Annotated in this window: 17 protein-coding genes, 1 tRNA gene and 1 pseudogene; 15 read left to right on the top strand and 4 right to left on the bottom strand. The window is 64.3% G+C overall.

Annotated elements, in window-relative coordinates:
• Window positions 1-188 precede the first annotated feature (188 nt).
• From AC07PQ_RS27945 to AC07PQ_RS27990, 10 genes are all read left to right on the top strand, one after another.
• A complete protein-coding gene (locus AC07PQ_RS27945) occupies window positions 189-1,214 on the top strand; it encodes an NAD(P)H-dependent glycerol-3-phosphate dehydrogenase (RefSeq protein WP_007931569.1) in 1,026 nt (341 codons plus the stop codon).
• Window positions 1,215-1,232: 18 nt separating this feature from the next.
• Window positions 1,233-1,580, top strand: a complete 348-nt coding sequence (locus AC07PQ_RS27950; protein WP_007931570.1) for a DUF4389 domain-containing protein — start codon at window positions 1,233-1,235, stop codon at window positions 1,578-1,580.
• Complete coding sequence (sixA, locus tag AC07PQ_RS27955) at window positions 1,577-2,026, top strand: phosphohistidine phosphatase SixA (protein ID WP_007931572.1); 450 nt, start codon at window positions 1,577-1,579, stop codon at window positions 2,024-2,026. The genes AC07PQ_RS27950 and sixA overlap by 4 nt, the downstream gene beginning before the upstream one ends.
• Window positions 2,027-2,256: 230 nt before the next feature.
• Window positions 2,257-3,924, top strand: a complete 1,668-nt coding sequence (locus AC07PQ_RS27960) for an AMP-binding protein (RefSeq protein WP_493186469.1) — start codon at window positions 2,257-2,259, stop codon at window positions 3,922-3,924.
• 30 nt (window positions 3,925-3,954) lie between these two features.
• A complete protein-coding gene (locus AC07PQ_RS27965) occupies window positions 3,955-4,398 on the top strand; it encodes a hotdog fold thioesterase (protein ID WP_007931583.1) in 444 nt (147 codons plus the stop codon).
• 114 nt (window positions 4,399-4,512) lie between these two features.
• Window positions 4,513-5,319 (top strand): alpha/beta fold hydrolase, encoded by an 807-nt coding sequence (locus AC07PQ_RS27970; protein WP_053260173.1) that lies wholly within the window; start codon window positions 4,513-4,515, stop codon window positions 5,317-5,319.
• Window positions 5,316-6,170, top strand: a complete 855-nt coding sequence (locus AC07PQ_RS27975) for an alpha/beta hydrolase (RefSeq protein WP_007931597.1) — start codon at window positions 5,316-5,318, stop codon at window positions 6,168-6,170. Before AC07PQ_RS27970 ends, AC07PQ_RS27975 begins: the two co-directional genes overlap by 4 nt.
• Before the next feature lie 50 nt (window positions 6,171-6,220).
• Window positions 6,221-6,880: a glutathione S-transferase family protein gene (locus AC07PQ_RS27980; protein WP_007931599.1), complete on the top strand. Its 660-nt coding sequence runs from the start codon at window positions 6,221-6,223 to the stop codon at window positions 6,878-6,880.
• Window positions 6,881-6,888: 8 nt separating this feature from the next.
• A complete protein-coding gene (locus AC07PQ_RS27985; protein ID WP_190304677.1) occupies window positions 6,889-7,695 on the top strand; it encodes a DUF4892 domain-containing protein in 807 nt (268 codons plus the stop codon).
• 82 nt (window positions 7,696-7,777) lie between these two features.
• On the top strand, window positions 7,778-8,833 hold the full coding sequence (locus AC07PQ_RS27990) for an AI-2E family transporter (protein WP_053260176.1): 1,056 nt from the start codon (window positions 7,778-7,780) through the stop codon (window positions 8,831-8,833).
• A gap of 119 nt (window positions 8,834-8,952) precedes the next feature.
• On the opposite strand, the gene AC07PQ_RS27995 is transcribed toward AC07PQ_RS27990, so the two are convergent.
• Together AC07PQ_RS27995 and AC07PQ_RS28000 are read right to left on the bottom strand one after the other, a co-directional pair.
• The gene (locus AC07PQ_RS27995; RefSeq protein WP_493186468.1) at window positions 8,953-9,990 is read right to left on the bottom strand and encodes a sensor histidine kinase; all 1,038 of its coding nucleotides are present in this window, start codon (window positions 9,988-9,990) and stop codon (window positions 8,953-8,955) included.
• The gene (locus AC07PQ_RS28000) at window positions 9,990-10,754 is read right to left on the bottom strand and encodes a response regulator (RefSeq protein ID WP_007931608.1); all 765 of its coding nucleotides are present in this window, start codon (window positions 10,752-10,754) and stop codon (window positions 9,990-9,992) included. The genes AC07PQ_RS27995 and AC07PQ_RS28000 overlap by 1 nt, the downstream gene beginning before the upstream one ends.
• Window positions 10,755-11,069: 315 nt before the next feature.
• Between AC07PQ_RS28000 and pyrF the strand changes: the two genes are divergently transcribed.
• Complete coding sequence (gene pyrF / locus AC07PQ_RS28005) at window positions 11,070-11,768, top strand: orotidine-5'-phosphate decarboxylase (protein ID WP_493186467.1); 699 nt, start codon at window positions 11,070-11,072, stop codon at window positions 11,766-11,768.
• Window positions 11,769-11,921: 153 nt separating this feature from the next.
• Here pyrF and AC07PQ_RS28010 read toward each other — a convergent pair whose 3' ends face one another.
• Window positions 11,922-12,926 (bottom strand): NADP-dependent oxidoreductase, encoded by a 1,005-nt coding sequence (locus AC07PQ_RS28010; protein WP_493186466.1) that lies wholly within the window; start codon window positions 12,924-12,926, stop codon window positions 11,922-11,924.
• Between the two features lie 233 nt (window positions 12,927-13,159).
• Here AC07PQ_RS28010 and AC07PQ_RS28015 point away from each other — a divergent pair, with 233 nt between their 5' ends.
• The 3 genes and pseudogenes from AC07PQ_RS28015 to AC07PQ_RS28025 all read left to right on the top strand — a co-directional run bounded on the left by AC07PQ_RS28015 (window position 13,160) and on the right by AC07PQ_RS28025 (window position 16,093).
• A complete protein-coding gene (locus AC07PQ_RS28015; protein WP_007931614.1) occupies window positions 13,160-13,921 on the top strand; it encodes an SDR family oxidoreductase in 762 nt (253 codons plus the stop codon).
• 363 nt (window positions 13,922-14,284) lie between these two features.
• A pseudogene (locus AC07PQ_RS28020) lies at window positions 14,285-15,181 on the top strand (methyl-accepting chemotaxis protein); the annotation flags it as partial.
• A 207-nt stretch (window positions 15,182-15,388) separates the two neighbouring features.
• Window positions 15,389-16,093 (top strand): methyl-accepting chemotaxis protein, encoded by a 705-nt coding sequence (locus AC07PQ_RS28025; protein WP_371920939.1) that lies wholly within the window; start codon window positions 15,389-15,391, stop codon window positions 16,091-16,093.
• An 86-nt stretch (window positions 16,094-16,179) separates the two neighbouring features.
• On the opposite strand, the gene AC07PQ_RS28030 is transcribed toward AC07PQ_RS28025, so the two are convergent.
• On the bottom strand, window positions 16,180-16,950 hold the full coding sequence (locus AC07PQ_RS28030; protein WP_007931618.1) for a hypothetical protein: 771 nt from the start codon (window positions 16,948-16,950) through the stop codon (window positions 16,180-16,182).
• A gap of 365 nt (window positions 16,951-17,315) precedes the next feature.
• On the opposite strand from AC07PQ_RS28030, the gene AC07PQ_RS28035 reads away from it, so the two are divergent.
• Window positions 17,316-17,388 (top strand) — tRNA-Glu (locus tag AC07PQ_RS28035).
• Window positions 17,389-17,390: the final 2 nt, after the last annotated feature.

A 17,390-nucleotide genomic window follows, 5' to 3' on the forward strand; every position in this document is an offset into this window, starting at 1 on the left:
GCCTTGATAACGAGTAATTGCCGCGCATGTTAACCGAGATGACCGGGTTTTCCAGTCGATAACCCCGACATTCCCCGTCCTAATCGGTGTTTTCCCGGCATTTGTGCCTAATTGTTCACAGGGCTGGCCGCCGCAGGGGCGCCCCGTATAATGCCGCCATCGCCACTGTATGGATTGACGGATTGCATATGACTGAACAGCGCCCTATCGCGGTCCTGGGAGGCGGAAGCTTTGGTACCGCCGTGGCCAATCTGCTGGCCGAGAACGGTCATCGGGTGCGGCAGTGGATGCGTGACCCGGAGCAGGCGGAGGCCATTCGCATTCATCGCGAAAATCCGCGTTACCTCAAAGGCATCAAGATTCATCCGGCGGTGGAGCCGGTGACCGATCTGTTGGCCACCCTGAACGACAGTGACCTGTGTTTTGTCGCCTTGCCCTCCAGCGCCCTGCGCTCGGTGCTGGCGCCCCATGCGCAGTTGCTCGCCGGCAAGCTGCTGGTCAGCCTGACCAAGGGCATCGAAGCACAGACCTTCAAGCTGATGAGCGAAATCCTCGAAGACATCGCCCCGCAAGCGCGGATCGGCGTGCTGTCCGGGCCGAACCTGGCCCGTGAAGTGGCCGAGCACGCCTTGACCGCCACCGTGGTCGCCAGTGAAGACGAAGAACTCTGCCAGCGTGTGCAGGCGGCCCTGCATGGCCGGACCTTCCGCGTCTATGCCAGCGCCGACCGCTTCGGCGTCGAGCTGGGCGGGGCGTTGAAGAACGTCTACGCGATCATTGCCGGCATGGCTGTGGCCTTGGGCATGGGGGAAAACACCAAGAGCATGCTGATTACCCGGGCGCTGGCGGAAATGACCCGTTTCGCCGTCAGCCAGGGCGCCAACCCGATGACCTTCCTCGGCCTGGCGGGGGTCGGTGACCTGATCGTCACCTGCTCGTCGCCCAAGAGCCGCAACTACCAGGTCGGTTTTGCCCTGGGCGAAGGCCTGAGCCTGGAAGAGGCGGTGGACCGGCTCGGCGAGGTGGCCGAAGGCGTGAACACCCTCAAGGTGCTCAAGGTCAAGGCGCAGGAAGTGGGCGTATATATGCCGCTGGTGGCCGGATTACATGCCATCCTGTTTGAGGGGCGCACGCTGAACCAGGTCATCGAGCTGCTGATGCGCGGCGAGCCGAAAACCGATGTCGATTTTATCTCCACCAGTGGTTTCAACTGAGCAGGACAGGAGCGAGACATGAACGATACGAATTCCGAAGCCAAGTACGAATCCATCCTGCTGCGTGTGCTGTGGATGCTGGTGTTCGTGCTGGTCTGGCAAGTGGCGCAATTCATCCTTGGCGCGCTGGTGCTGGTGCAACTGATCTACCGGCTGATCTACGGCTCGCCGAGCGCCAGCTTGATGAACTTCGGCGACAGCCTGAGCCAGTTCCTGGCGCAGATCGGTCGTTTCGGCAGTTTCCATACCGACCAGAAGCCTTGGCCGTTCGCCGACTGGCCGGCCCCGCGGGCCCCTGAAGGTGAAGCGCCGCATGTGGTGCCACCGGCGCCCCATCCGGTGCGTGACGAGGAGCCCAAGCTGTGAAGCTCTGGGTGTTGCGTCACGGTGAAGCCGAGCCTCACGCGCGCAGCGACGCCGAGCGCAACCTGACCGAGCATGGCCGCGAGGAGGCGCTGCGCAGCGCCGCGCACCTGATCGGCCAGCCGCTCAGCGCGATCATCGCCAGCCCTTATGCGCGGGCGCAGCAGACGGCGAAGCTGGTGCGCGAAGCCCTGGGCTTCGAAGCGGAAATCCGCACCGTGTCCTGGCTGACACCGGACAACAACCCACTGTCGGTGGTCGCCCAGCTCGACTCGGCGGACAACGTGCTGCTGGTCAGCCACCAGCCGCTGGTGGGCAACCTGATCGGCTTTCTGCAGCACGGTCATCTGCGCAATCCCCAGCCGATGCACACCGCGGGCCTGGCGGAACTCGAAGGCGACTGGCCTCTGGCCGGCCTGATGACCCTCAACAGCATCAGGAATCCCTGAGCCAGAGCCCTTGAACTCGTGGGAGCGAGGCTTGCCCGCGAAGGAAGCGGCGCGGACTGTCCGAAGCAGCGCGTCCGCCCTCATCGCGGGCAAGCCTCGCTCCTACCACGATCTGTTCTTTTCGCTACATTTCTTAACTTGCGGCGTTTCTTTGTGCGTGGAATAGTCGCCCGAGCAAGTGCTTGGTTGGCTAGCCTCACGATCAGAACAAAAACAAAGGAGCGAGTCGCATGTCTGCTGCTTTTCGTTTGCCGCTGGAAGTGTTCTACGAGCGCGAAGCTCGTCATCCCCGCCAACGTTTCCTGGTCCAGCCCCTGGGTGGTGGCCGGGTCGAAGAACTGACCTGGGCCGATGTCGGCCACCAGGCCCGCTGCGCCGCCCACTGGCTGCGCGCCCGCGAGCTGCCACCGGGCAGTCATGTCGCGATCATTTCCAAGAACTGCGCCCACTGGATCATCGCCGACCTGGCGATCTGGATGGCCGGTCACGTTTCCGTGCCCCTGTATCCCAACCTGACCGCCGATTCGGTGGCCCAGGTGCTGGAGCATTCCGAGTCGGCCCTGGTGTTCATCGGCAAGCTCGACGACTGGCCGGCGATGGCCCCCGGCGTGAAGTCCGGGCTGCCCACCATCAGCCTGCCGATCTGTCCCGAAGGCCGCTTCGACTTCACTTGGGACGAGTTGCAGCAGTGCTCGCCGATCCAGGACGACCCCAACCCCGCCGCCGAGCAACTGGCGACCATCATCTACACCTCGGGCACCACCGGCCTGCCCAAGGGCGTGATGCACAGCTTCGGCACCCTGGGTTTCGCGGCTTCACGCGGCACCCAGCTGTTCGGCCTCGGGCCGACGGACCGGCTGCTGTCCTACCTGCCGCTGTGCCATGTGGCCGAGCGCATGTTCGTCGAGATGGCGGCGATCTATACCGGGCAGACGGTGTTCTTCGCCGAGAGCCTGGAGACCTTTCTCACCGACTTGCAGCGGGCGCGGCCCACGGCGCTGTTCGGCGTGCCGCGGATCTGGACCAAGTTCCAGATGGGCGTGTACAGCAAGGTCCCGGCCAAGCGCCTGGAGTTCCTGCTGGGCCTGCCTTTCATCGGCAAGCGGATCGGGCACAAGGTACTGGCCGGGCTGGGGCTGGACGCCCTGCGGGTCGCCTTGTCCGGCGCCGCGCCGGTGCCGCAGACCCTGCTGGACTGGTACCAGCGCCTGGGCCTCGACGTGCTGGAGGTGTACGGCATGACCGAAAGTTGCGGTTATTCCCATATTGGCCGTAGCGGCCAGCATGTACCCGGCTGGATCGGCCGGCCCTGCCCGGACGTCGAGGTGCGGATCGACGAGGCCGGAGAGGTCCAGGTGCGTAGCGGGGCGACCATGCTCGGCTACTTCAAGGACCCGCAGAAGACCGCGGAAACCGTCACCGCGGATGGTTTCCTGCGCACCGGCGACAAGGGCGAGCAGGACGCCGAGGGCAATCTGCGCCTGACCGGGCGGCTCAAGGAGATCTTCAAGACCAGCAAGGGCAAGTACGTGGCCCCGGCGCCGATCGAGAACCGCCTGGCGGTGCATTCGCGGATCGAGCAGGTGTGCGTGGTCGGCGATGGCCTGAGTGCGCCGCTGGGTTTGTGCGTGTTGTCCGCGGCCGGTTTGCAGGACGCCGCAGGCAACGCCCGTGGTGGCCTGCATGCGAGCCTGGAAAGCCTGCTTGACGAGGTCAATGGCGCGCTCGACAAACATGAACGCTTGCACCGCCTGGTGGTGGTGAAGGACAGTTGGGCGGTGGAAAACGGCTTTCTGACCCCGACCCTGAAGATCAAGCGCAATGTCATCGAAGCCGCCTACGGCGAGCGCTTCAAAGAGTGGAGCGAGCGTTCCGAAGCGGTGCTGTGGCAGGATTGAGCGCGGATAACCTCCCTAAAGGATGCAGTGATGAGCCTATGGCGTACCACCCCGAACATCGAGCAACTGAACGCGATCCAGAAAAACACCATCGGTGAGGTGCTGGACATCCGCTTCGAGTCCTTCGACGACGAATCCCTGACCGCGAGCATGGTGATCGACCATCGCACCCATCAACCCTATGGCCTGCTGCACGGCGGCGCCTCGGTGGTGCTGGCGGAAACGGTCGGCTCCATGGCCAGCTACCTGTGCATCGACGCCAGCAAGTTCTACTGCGTGGGCCTGGAGATCAATGCCAACCATTTGCGCGGCCTGCGCTCCGGCCGGGTGACGGCGGTGGCCAGGGCGATTCATATCGGGCGTACCACCCATGTCTGGGATATTCGCCTCTGCAGCGACGAAGGCAAGGCCAGCTGCGTATCGCGCCTGACCATGGCCGTGGTGCCCCTGGGGCAGACGCCGCCGGCACGTTGAGTGGTACCCATAGGCTGAAGCGGAGTGTCATCATTCTTGACCGTTACTGTCATTGCCGCCGGGTAATGGCATGCGGACAATCAGCCATCGTTTTTTGTTCATGAGTTAGCCGGTATGTCGCAACAGGTGTTTTTCACTCACGCCAACGGATTTCCCTCGGGTACCTATGGCAAGTTGTTCGCCGCCCTGGCACCCGAATATCAGGTGGCGCATTTGCAGCAGCACGCCCACGATCCGCGCTTTCCGGCGGACGACAACTGGCTGAACCTGGTGGACGAACTGATCCACCATCTGCAACAGCAGGCCGAGCCGGTGTGGGGTGTCGGCCATTCCTTCGGCGGCGTCCTGCATCTGCATGCGGCGCTGCGTTGTCCGGAGCTGTATCGCGGGGTGGTGATGCTCGATTCGCCGGTGCTGACCCGTGCCGATCAATGGGTGATTCGCGCCGCCAAGCGGTTCGGTTTCATCGATCGCCTGACCCCCGCCGGCCGGACCCTGGGCCGCCGCGAGGAGTTCAGCGACCTGGAGTCGGCGCGCAAGTATTTTGCCGGCAAGACCCTGTTCCGCGGCTTCGACCCCGAGTGTTTCGACGCCTACCTGCAACATGGCCTGCATCAGGTCGACGGCCGTTTGCGGTTGCGTTTCGACCCGGCCACCGAGATCAGTATCTATCGCGGCGTGCCGCACACCAGCCCGGGCCGCCCCCGGCAGTTGAAGGTGCCGCTGGCGGTAGTGCGCGGGCGCCAGAGCCGGGTGGTGATGAAGCACCACGCCAGCAGTGTCGGGCGCATGCCCCATGGTGAGTCCCTGAGCATGCCGGGCGGGCACATGTTCCCGCTGGAGCGCCCGCAGGACACTGCGGCCCTGCTGAAAAAACTCTTCAGCCGCTGGCAGGCCCGCGCCGAACGGAGCTGCGCATGAGCGTCGCGGTGGAAGAAGTCCGCCTGAGCCTGCCGCATATCGAGCTGGCGGCGCACCTGTTCGGCCCCGAGGACGGCCTGCCGGTCATTGCCTTGCACGGCTGGCTGGACAACGCCAACAGCTTTGCGCGGCTGGCGCCCAGGTTGCGTGGCTTGCGCATCGTCGCCCTGGACATGGCCGGGCATGGCCATTCCGGACACCGCCCCCTGGGCGCCAGCTATGCGCTCTGGGATTACGTATATGACGTGTTGCAGGTCGCCGAGCAGATGGGTTGGAAACGCTTTGGCCTGCTCGGGCATTCCCTGGGGGCGATCGTCTCGCTGGTGTTGGCCGGCTCGTTGCCCGAGCGGGTGAGCCACCTGGCGCTGATCGATGGGGTGATTCCGCCGACCGCCAGCGGGGAAAACGCCGCCGAGCGCATGGGCATGGCCCTGCAGGCCCAGCTGGACCTGCGGGACAAGCGCAAGCCGGTCTACGCCACCCTGGACCGCGCCATCGAGGCGCGGATGAAGGGCATGGTCGCGGTCAGCCGCGAAGCCGCCGAACTGCTCGCGCAACGCGGCCTGATGCCGGTCCCGGGGGGCTACACCTGGCGCAGCGACAGCCGCCTGACCCTGGCTTCGCCGCTGCGCCTGACCCAGGAGCAGGCCCTGACGTTCGTCCAGCGCCTGGCCTGTCCGGCCCATCTGGTGGTGGCGGCCGACGGCATGCTGGCCAAGCACCCGGAGTTGCTGGAGCGGCTACCCTTCAGTCGGGAACAGCTGCCCGGAGGCCATCACCTGCACTTGAACGACGAAGACGGTGCCACCCTTGTTGCAGACTGTTTCAATAGGTTTTTCGCCGTTTCTTGACTTGCAGCGGGCAACTGTCGAGGCTGGGCGGGTTGAAATGGGAGACAACCATGATAGATCTCTATACCGCTGCGACCCCGAATGGCCACAAGGTCTCTATCGTGCTCGAGGAACTCGGCCTGCCCTATACGGTGCATGCCCTGAGTTTCGACAAGAAGGAACAAAAGGCTCCAGGCTTTCTCAAGATCAATCCCAATGGCCGGATTCCGGCGATTGTCGACCGCGCCAACGGTGATTTCGCGGTGTTCGAGTCCGGCGCGATTCTCATCTACCTGGCTGAACTCAGCGGGCAACTGCTGCCCAGCGATCCCCAGGGCCGTTCCCGGGTGATCCAGTGGCTGATGTTCCAGATGGGCGGCATCGGCCCGATGCAGGGCCAGGCCAACGTGTTCTTCCGTTATTTTCCGGAAAAGCTCCAGGGCGCCATCGATCGTTACCAGCATGAAACCCGGCGCCTGTACGAGGTGCTCGACAGCCGCTTGCAGGAGGTCGAGTTCCTTGCCGGCGACTACAGCATTGCCGATATCGCCACCTTTCCCTGGGTGCGCGGCCATGAATGGTCCGGGGTTTCGGTGGACGGCCTGGCGGCCCTGCAACGCTGGATGGCGACCCTCGAGGCGCGGCCGGCGGTGCAGCGCGGGCTGCTGGTCCCGCAACGCACGGATGACGCCAGTGTCATCAAGGGCGCCCAGGCCATGCTGATCCGATGAGAGCACCCATGCGTTTATTCAGTGTCCTGCTGTTGTCCGCTGTCAGCCCCTTGCTGTTCGCCGCCGATTTGCCCGGCAGCCATGACTTGCCGATCGTGCCGCGCATGCCTGACGCGCAGATTGTCGACTATCGTCCGGCGGCCGAGATGGAGCGGATCTACCCCATGGGCTCGATCCGCAAGATTAGCGGCCAGCTGCGTTTCGATGGCCAGGTCGGCGCTCGTGGCACCACGACTTCGGTGACCTACGAGTTGCCGCCGGAACATTCCTCGACCGCGGCCTTTACCGCCGCCCGCGAAGCCTTGCAGGGGCAGGGCGCCGAACTGTTGTTCTGGTGCCAGGCCCGCGATTGCGGGGAAAGCAGCCTGTGGGCCAACGAGGTGTTCGGCAACGCCAAGCTGTATGGCGCCGATGCCCAGCAGGCGTACCTGCTGTTGCGCCTGGCCGCGCCCAACGACAATTCGCTGGTGGCCCTGTACAGCATTACCCGCGGCAACCGCCGGGCGTACCTGCATGTCGAGCAATTCGACGCCAGCACCCCCCTGGGCGAGTTGTTGCCGACCTCGGCCACCCTGTTGCGCCAGCTCAAGGACACCGGCGAGCTGGACCTGCCCAAGCTCGGCGGCGAGCCCCAGCCGACCTGGCTGACCTTGCTGTCGCGCGGGTTGAACCTCGATACCACCTTGCGGGTCAGTGTTTCCGGGCCGAATGCCGAAGCCTGGCGCCAGGCCCTGATCGGCCAGGGCGTGCGGGCGGCACGCATGGAAACCGGCAGCCGCGAGGCCCCTGGCCTGCGTCTTGAGTTGCTGCGCTGAACCGCTGCATTGAACGGGCTTGGGCGAACGGGCATCCACCGTTCGCCTACGCTTGGTGAGTTGACCTTTCTCGAGATCCCAAATGCTCAATAATGATCGCCTGTTGGTGCAGATCCTGCTTCTGGTGCTGTTCGGCGCCAGTTTCTGGGTCATGGCGCCGTTCTGGTCCGCGTTGTTCTGGGGGGCGGTCCTGGCGTTTGCCAGCTGGCCGCTGATGCGCCTGCTGACCCGCTGGCTCAATGGACGCGAGGCCCTGGCCGCGGCCGTGCTGACCCTGGGCTGGATGCTGCTGGTGGCGGCGCCGCTGGTCTGGCTCGGCTTCAACCTGGCCGACCATGTGCGTGACGCCACCGCCTTTATCAAGGATGTGCAGGTCGATGGCCTGCCCGCAGCGCCGAGCTGGCTGGCCGGCGTGCCCTTCGTCGGTGAACGGCTGGTGGGGCTGTGGAACAGCATCGACCAGCAGGGCGCGGCGATGATGCTGGCGATCAAGCCCTACCTGGGGCAGGTCGGCAACTGGCTGCTGGCCCGCAGCGCGCAGATCGGTGGCGGGATCCTCGAGCTGACCCTGAGCATCGTCTTCGTATTTTTCTTCTATCGCGACGGGCCGCGCCTGGCGGCGTTCGTCCACGGGCTGCTGGAGCGCCTGATCGGCGACCGCGCCGGCTACTACATCGAGCTGGTGGCCGGTACGGTGCAGCGGGTGGTCAACGGTGTGATCGGCACCGCCGCGGCCCAGGCAGTCCTGGCCCTGATCGGGTTCCTGATCGCCGGCGTGCCGGGTGCGCTGGTGCTGGGGATCGTCACCTTCCTGCTCAGCCTGATTCCCATGGGCCCACCGTTGGTATGGATTCCGGCCACCGCCTGGCTGGCCTGGAAGGGCGAATATGGGATGGCGGTATTCCTCGGTATCTGGGGCACCTTCATCATCAGTGGCGTCGACAACGTGCTCAAGCCCTACCTGATCAGCCGCGGCGGCAACCTGCCGCTGGTGATCGTGCTGCTCGGGGTCTTCGGCGGGCTGATCGCGTTCGGCTTCATCGGCCTGTTCATCGGCCCGACTCTGCTGGCCGTGGCCTACAGCCTGTTGACCGACTGGAGCGCGAGCCAGGCGCGGGGCGAAGACAAGCGTCTGTAGCCGCTGCTCGACAGCGGCTACAGCGGTACGGTGGTGGCGGATGATCAGGCGGCGACGTTAACGCCGCCGGGGGCAAGGTTCGTGGACGGGAGCCGGGTACCGCCCGGCACACGGGCGGTTCAGACGCGGGGCAGGCGCACCACGGTGGTCAGGCCGCCACCGGGGGTTTCTTCCAGGTGCAGTTGCCCGCCCAGGCGTTCGGCGGCCTCGCGGGCGATGGTCATGCCCAGGCCGACGCCGCCGGAATTGCGGTTGCGCGAGCCTTCCAGCCGGTAGAAGGGTTCGAACACGGCTTCGCGCTGGTCTTCGGCGATGCCCGGGCCATGGTCGATGACCCGGATCAGCACCTGCTCGCGGCTGTCCTGCAGGCTGATGCGGGCATGCCCGGCATAGCGCAGGGCGTTGTCCAGCAGGTTGTTCAGGCAGGAACGCAACGCCATCGGCTGCACCTGCAGGGGCGCGCAATGGCCGTTGGTCTGCACGTCGGCGCCCTGGTCCTGGGCGTTTTCACAGAGCGATTCCACCAGCGCCTGCACATCCATCCACTGCAGGGCTTCGCTGGTGCGCTGTTCGTGCAGGTAGCTCAGGGTCGCGTCGAACATGCTGATCATGTCGTCGAGGTCCTGGCGCATCTGGCCCTGCAGCTTGTTGTCTGCGATCTGTTCCAGGCGCAACTTGAGGCGCGACAGCGGCGTGCGCAGGTCGTGGGAGACCGCGCCGAGCATGCGCCCGCGTTGCTTGACCTGCTCCTGGATGCGCCGTTGCATCAGGTTGAAGGTGTGGGCCGCCTGCCGCGCTTCCCGTGGGCCGGACTCGTCCAGTGGCGGGCTGTCGAGGTCTTCGCTGAGGCGCTCGGCGGCATCGCTCAGGCGCTGGATCGGCCGGGTCAACAGCTTGGCGCCGTACCAGGCGGCGATGATCAGCGAGATGAACTGGAAGGTCAGCGGCACGATCGGGCCGCCGAACCAGGGACGTGGTGGCCGCGGCTCGAAACGCCCGCCGCCGGGCTGTGACTGGCCGCTGAATTCGCTGGCCGGCGGGCGCGGAGGCGGGCCGTAGAGACGGAACCAGAAGAAGGCGAGCAGGTGGGCGAGCACGATCGCGATCAGCAGCACCCCGAACAGGCGGCCGAACAGCGTATCGAAGCGCCCACGCATCAGCCGATGTCTCGGGCGTCGAACAGGTAGCCTTCGCCGCGCACGGTCTTGATCAACTGCGGCGATTTCGGGTCGTCGCCGAGCTTCTGCCGCAGGCGCGAGACCAGCAGGTCGATGCTGCGATCGAAGGCTTCGATGGAGCGCCCACGGGCGGCGTCCAGCAACTGTTCGCGGCTCAGGACCCGGCGCGGGCGTTCGATGAACACCCAGAGCAGGCGGAATTCGGCGTTGGACAGCGGTACGACAAGACCGTCGGCGGAGATCAACTGGCGCAGCACGCTGTTCAGGCGCCAGTTGTCGAAGCGGATATTGGCCCGCTGCTCGGTGCGGTCGTCGCGGACCCGGCGCAGGATGGTCTGGATCCGCGCCACCAGTTCCCGAGGCTCGAAGGGCTTGGCCATGTAGTCGTCGGCCCCCAGTTCCAGGCCGATGATCCGGTCGGTGGGTTCGCAGCGGGCGGTGAGCATCAGGATCGGGATGTCCGACTCGGTGCGCAGCCAGCGGCACAGGGACAGGCCGTCTTCGCCGGGCAGCATCAGGTCGAGCACCACCACGTCGAAGTGTTCCGCCTGCAAGGCCTGGCGCATCGCCGCGCCGTCGGTCACGCCGGTGGCGTGGATATTGAAGCGGGCCAGGTAGTCGATCAGCAGTTCGCGGATCGGTACATCGTCGTCGACGATCAGCGCCCGGGTGTTCCAGCGCTTGTCGTCACCCGTGCCAGGTGCTTTCTGATCGTCATTGAGGGGAGCTGGAATGTTGTGCATGCGTGCGATCGTCTGCCAGGTAGGCTGCCAACCACAAAGATGGGCGGCGAGGTGGTGGCTTCAGCATAGGCGTCCGGCCCTGGGGCTGGAAGTGCTGTTCGGGAGTGTTGCGGCTGGCGAGGGTAGCCGGGCGGGTTGTTGCCGGCGTGTCGGGAGTGTATCGGGCTCGACACAATTGCCGCCAGGGTCGGGCATTTGCACGGTTTTATCGATACGGGAGCTGCCGTTGGCGATGAATTACCGATCATCGGGTCCCGGAGCGCCGTCGCTTGCGCTACAATCCGCGCCGATTTCGACTTGCCTGAGAGCCCCTTCATGTCCGCTTGCCAGACTCCTATCATCGTCGCCCTGGACTTTCCCACCCGTGACGCCGCACTGAAACTGGCTGATCAGCTGGACCCCAAGCTGTGCCGGGTCAAAGTCGGCAAGGAACTGTTCACCAGTTGCGCTTCGGAAATCGTCGGCACCCTGCGCGACAAGGGTTTTGAAGTCTTCCTCGACCTGAAATTCCATGACATCCCCAACACCACCGCGATGGCCGTCAAGGCCGCCGCGGAGATGGGCGTATGGATGGTCAATGTGCACTGCTCCGGCGGCTTGCGCATGATGGCGGCCTGCCGCGAAGTGCTGGACCAGCGCAGCGGCCCGAAACCGCTGCTGATCGGCGTGACCGTGCTGACCAGCATGGAGCGTGAAGACCTGGCCGGCATCGGCCTGGATATCGAGCCGCAGGAGCAGGTGCTGCGCCTCGCCGCCCTGGCGGAAAAGGCCGGCATGGATGGCCTGGTCTGTTCGGCCCTGGAAGCCCAGGCGCTGAAGGCCGCGCACCCGTCGCTGCAACTGGTGACCCCGGGGATCCGTCCGGCGGGCAGCGCCCAGGACGACCAGCGGCGCATCCTCACCCCGCGCCAGGCGCTGGATGCCGGTTCCGATTATCTGGTGATCGGCCGTCCGATCAGCCAGGCGGTGGATCCGGCCAAGGCCTTGGCGGCTGTGGTGGCCGAGCTGGCCTGAATCCGGCAGCGGAGTGCTGGCTGTCGGCGATAGTGCAAGCGCGCTTCGCGCTATCGCGAGCAAGCTCGCTCCTACAGAGAGTGCATAGGCCCTTGTAGGAGCGAGCTTGCTCGCGAAACGATCGTACAGACAGCCTGATTCAAAGAGCCACGTTCAAACCTTCAGCACCAGCTTGCCGAAGTTCTCGCCGCTGAACAGCTTCATCAGCGTTTCCGGGAAGGTCTCCAGGCCTTCGACGATATCCTCCTTGCTCTTGAGCTGCCCCTTGGCCATCCAGCCGGCCATTTCCTGCCCGGCGGCGGCGAACTGGGCCGCATAGTCCATCACCACAAAACCTTCCATGCGCGCGCGATTGACCAGCAACGACAGGTAGTTGGCCGGTCCCTTGACCGCCTCCTTATTGTTGTACTGGCTGATGGCGCCGCAGATCACCACCCGGGCCTTGAAGTTCAGGCGACTGAGCACCGCATCGAGGATGTCGCCGCCGACGTTATCGAAATACACGTCGACGCCTTTCGGGCATTCGCGCTTGAGGCCGGCATGGACGTCTTCGCTCTTGTAGTCGATGGCCCCGTCGAAGCCCAGTTCGTCGATCAGGAACTTGCATTTGTCCTGGCCGCCGGCGATGCCGACCACCCGACAGCCTTTGATCTTGGCGATCTGCCCGGCAATGCTGCCCACCGCGCCGGCCGCGCCCGATAGCACCACGGTTTCACCGGCTTTTGGCGCACCGACGTCCAGCAGGGCGAAATAGGCGGTCATGCCGGTCATGCCCAGGGCCGACAGATAGCGCGGCAGCGGCGCCAGTTTCGGATCGACCTTGTAGAAGCCGCGCGGCTCGCCGAGGAAATAGTCCTGCACGCCCAGGGCGCCATTGACGTAGTCGCCGACGGCGAAGCCGGGGTTGTTCGAGGCGATCACCTGGCCCACGCCCAGGGCGCGCATCACTTCACCGATGCCCACCGGCGGGATGTAGGACTTGCCTTCGTTCATCCAGCCGCGCATGGCCGGGTCTAGGGACAGGTACTCATTCTTCACCAGGATCTGCCCCGTCGCGGGTTCGCCGACGGGAACCTGCTGGTAGGTGAAGGTTTCGCGGGTCGCCGCGCCCACCGGGCGTTTGGCGAGCAGAAACTGGCGATTGGTCTGGGCGGTCATGGCAGGCACTCAAGGATCGATGGAACCCTAGTTGATAGACCTTCAGCCCTGGTGCCGCAAGGTTTGACGCTGTAGCGAATAGGGGGCGATCCAGAGGCGTGATGGTGGTATGGCAGCCTTCATCACCATTGCGGATAAGTGGGCAACCGGCCCTCTGATAGTGCTGCCGCGTGCTCGTTGCCTGTGCCTAGACTGGGCGAATCCGATCCATGCATTCCATCGAGGGCATCACCATGAGCATGACGTTTTCCGGCCAGGTCGTTTTGGTCACCGGCGCAGCGGCGGGTATTGGCCGGGCCACGGCCCTGGCGTTCGCCACGCAGGGGCTGAAAGTGGTGGCGGCCGACCTCGACGTCGCCGGTGGCGAGGGCACGGTGCAATTGATTCGCGCCGCCGGTGGCGAAGCACTGTTCGTGCGCTGCAACGTTACCGACGAGGCGGATGTGCAGAACCTGATGGCGCAGGTGGTAAGCAGTTACGGCCGTCTCGACTATGCCTTCAACAATGCCGGGATCGAAATCGAGAAGGGCAAGTTGGCGGACGGCACCCTGGACGAGTTCGACGCGATCATGGGAGTCAACGTCAAGGGCGTCTGGCTGTGCATGAAGCACCAGTTGCCGCTGATGCTCGCCCAGGGCGGCGGGGCCATCGTCAATACCGCATCGGTGGCCGGCCTCGGCGCGGCGCCGAAGATGAGCATCTATGCCGCCTCCAAGCATGCGGTAATCGGCCTGACCAAGTCGGCGGCCATCGAGTATGCGAAGAAGAAAATCCGGGTTAACGCGGTGTGCCCGGCGGTGATCGACACCGATATGTTCCGCCGCGCCTACGAGGCCGATCCGAAGAAAGCCGAATTCGCCGCGGCCATGCACCCGGTTGGGCGGATCGGCAAGGTCGAGGAAATCGCCAGCGCGGTGCTGTATCTGTGCAGCGACGGCGCGGCCTTCACCACCGGCCATGCGCTGGCGGTAGACGGTGGCGCCACCGCCATCTGACGCTCGCCTGCCTTAGGGACGGCCCTGGTGACCAAGCGTTGCCAGGGTTGTACCGGATCGACCTCGACCATTCTGAAAACGACCTGAACGTAGCTTTTTGCCATTATTCCGACGCCAGAGACTTGTGCTCCAGTGCAGCCCGTTGCGAACCTGCAAAACTGGACAATGGCCCTGTTGCCATTGGGGACTGGAAGGGGACTGAGCGCAATGAATTCGGGCACGAACGGACGTTTTGCCAACTTCGGCATGGCGAAAAAACTGGGTGTCGGCTTCACCCTGGTGCTGCTGCTGACGGCGCTGGTGGCCGCCATCGGCGTCTGGTCCCTGCAGACCATCAGCCAGCGCTTCGAGGGCCTCAAGCAGATGTCGTCACTCAACAGCAGCTTGCTCAAGGTCCGCCTGCTCGAGCAGAACTATGCCTTGCACGGTGACGCCAAAACCGCGGACGCCTTGCACGAGGGCGTCGGCGCCTTGCTGACCCTGGCGGCGCAGCTCAAGGAGCGTTCGGCGGCGAATGTGCCGGTGATGACCGATGTCGAGCAGGCGCTGGGGGCTTACCGCAAGGCCTTCGACGAGTTCGTCGAGCTGACCCAGGCCAAGGACCTGGCGCTGGAAATGGCCAGTTGGTCAGTGTCCAGCGTGGCCAACAACCTCGACGTGCTGCAGGCCGGCCTGGCCGACGACGGTACCTATAGCCTCAAGGAGTCCGCCGGCAAGGAGGGCAGCGAGTTCGTCGAGCAGGCCAATCAGGTCAGCCAGGTTTCGCGCTTGATGCTGCAAGCCATGAACGAAGCCCGGGTGCGCCTGGACCAGAGCCGCAAGGGCGAGGAAGAGGTCGAGCAGGGCAAGATCGAACAGGCCGACCAGGCCCTGGCCCAGGCGGAGCAGCTCAAGACCCTGGTCAAGGACGCCGGTTATCAGACGGTGCTCAACGAAGTGGTCGGGCATATCGGTGGTTTCAGCGAGAAGCTCGCCGAATACACTGGCTTGCTGGCGCAGGAGAAAAAGGTCTATCAGCAACTGCACGAGCGCGCCGCGCAGGTGATGGAGCGGGTCGACCAGGCGTACGGTGCGCAGGATCAGTCGATGCAGGCGGAGCTGAAAAAGAACTCGCTGTTGATCGTCGCGTCTTCGGCCCTGGCGTTGTTGGTGGGCGTGTTGGCGGCCTGGATCATTACCCGTTTGATCGTCACCCCGCTGCGCAGCGTGATGCGCGTGGCGCAGCAGATCGCCGCCGGTGACCTGAGCGCGACGGTGGAGGTGACGCGCCGGGACGAAATTGGCCAGTTGATGCTGGCGATGCAACAGATGGGCAGCGGCCTGAGCAGTATTGTCAGCGGCCTGCAGGCAGGCATCGAACAGTTGGCCAGCTCGGCCCAGTCGCTGTCGGCGGTGACCGAACAGACCAATCTGGAAGTCAGCAGCCAGAAGGAAGAAACCGAGCAGGTGGCGACGGCGATGAACCAGATGACCGCCACCGTGCACGACGTCGCGCGCAACGCCGAAGAAGCCGCGCAGGCGGCGCAGACCGCCGACGACAAGGTCGAAAGTGGCCAGCAGGTGGTGCGCCAGAGTATGCAGCGCATCGAACAGCTGGCGGATTCGGCCACCAGCGCCAGCTCCAGCATTGAAAGCCTCAGCGCCGAGATCCAGAACATCGGCACCGTGCTCAGCGTGATCAAGAGTGTCGCCGAGCAGACCAACCTGTTGGCGCTGAACGCGGCCATCGAAGCGGCGCGTGCCGGCGAGCAGGGCAGGGGCTTCGCGGTGGTCGCCGACGAAGTGCGGGCCCTGGCCAAGCGCACTCAGCAATCCACCGAGGAGATCGAACGCTTGGTCAGTGCCCTGCGTTCGGCGGCGCAGTCCTCGGTGCAGCAGATCCAGAGCAGCGGCGAACTGGTCAAGCTGGCGGTCAGCGATGCGCTGCAGACCGAAAGCGCGCTGGGCAGCATCGCCACGGCGGTGTCGCTGATTCAGCAGATGAACCAGCAGATCGCCGCGGCCGCCGAGCAACAAAGCTCGGTCGCCGAAGAGATCAACCGCAGCGTCACCAGTATCCGCGCCAGCGCCGATCAGTCGTCACTGGCCATGCAGGGCAATGCGGCGTCGAGCATCGAGCTGGCGCAGTTGGGGGCGGAGTTGAAGGGGATGGTCGGGCATTTCCGGTTGTAATGCCGCTGATGCTTGCTACAGGCTGCGCCGCCAGGGGCGCAGCCTTTAGGCCGTGCCGCGCGTATTGCTCGCGCGGCTGTTGCCGGTCAGTCGTAAATGGCTTTCTTCTTCCAGTCGGCGTCGGCTTCGACGACCTTCAGGCCTTCGGTCAATTGGTTGACCTCGCCTTCGACCGGCTGGGTGTTGGTCAGCACCATCGCGTTGGAGCGGGCCAGGAGTTTTTCCAGGTACTCCAGTTGTTCCCGATAGACCGCCGGATCCGGCTGCTTGCGCAGGTATTGCACGCCGCGCTCGAACGCCAGGCGCGCCTGGCCGGGTTGTTCCTGCTGCAGGGCGTACTGGCCGAGGTTGTTGAAGAACTCAATGTGCAGCAGCACCAGGATGTGGCGGATTTCCCGGATCCAGTGCTTGGCTTCGTTGGTCGGCAGGAAGCCGTCCTGGGCGGCGCGAGTCACCTGGCCATGCAGGGCTTCCAGAAGAAAGCGCACGTCCTTGGCCTTGGCTTCGGTCTGGATCGGGCAGGGCGGGTTGTTGACCGGAATCGATTCGCCCTGGCCGACCAGCGCGTTCAACTCGGCGATACGCGCCTTGAGCGCGGCATCGGACTTGTTCAGGTTCAACAGACGCTGAACGACGTTGAGCTCCAGGCGGGTCATCAGCAGCTTGAGCCCTGGCGACATGAACTGGCCGGGGAAGGTCTCGGTGATTTCGCCGCAGCGGCGCAGGCGGTCATTGAGTTCGACCTTGGTACGGGCCTTTTCCAGTTTATTGTTTTCCACCACATGGTTCATGTAGCCAATGGCGATCAATATTACGATCCCGGCTACTACTAGCAGGGTGATCATGAGTGGTGTCACCGTGTAAGACCTCTTTCTGGGGTTCGCGTACGAGTGGCGAGTGTAGTGACTTAGCCTTGGGGCGCCTAGCGCAGGTCGACGAGCAGAAACAGGCCGATTCTCTGCTTATATAGGAAATGTCTGGCTGGTTTCATATTGCCATTACCTAAGGATGTGGACTATAGCGTCTTGTCGAGTGTCAGAATATAGGCGTCAAGGCACAGGCTGCACAAATGCCCGAAAGGGCTCGCAAACCACCCCGAAGTCATTGATTTAAATAAATTTATATCAGGGGGTTGACGACCCTCCAATCCATCCATAGAATGCGCGCCACTTGCAGCGTAAAGCACACAGCGAAACGCGGCAGGGAGTGAATGTTGTAGCGTGTCCCCTTCGTCTAGTGGCCTAGGACACCGCCCTTTCACGGCGGTAACAGGGGTTCGAGTCCCCTAGGGGACGCC

Source organism: Pseudomonas sp. GW821-FHT09E12, from assembly GCF_059416085.1.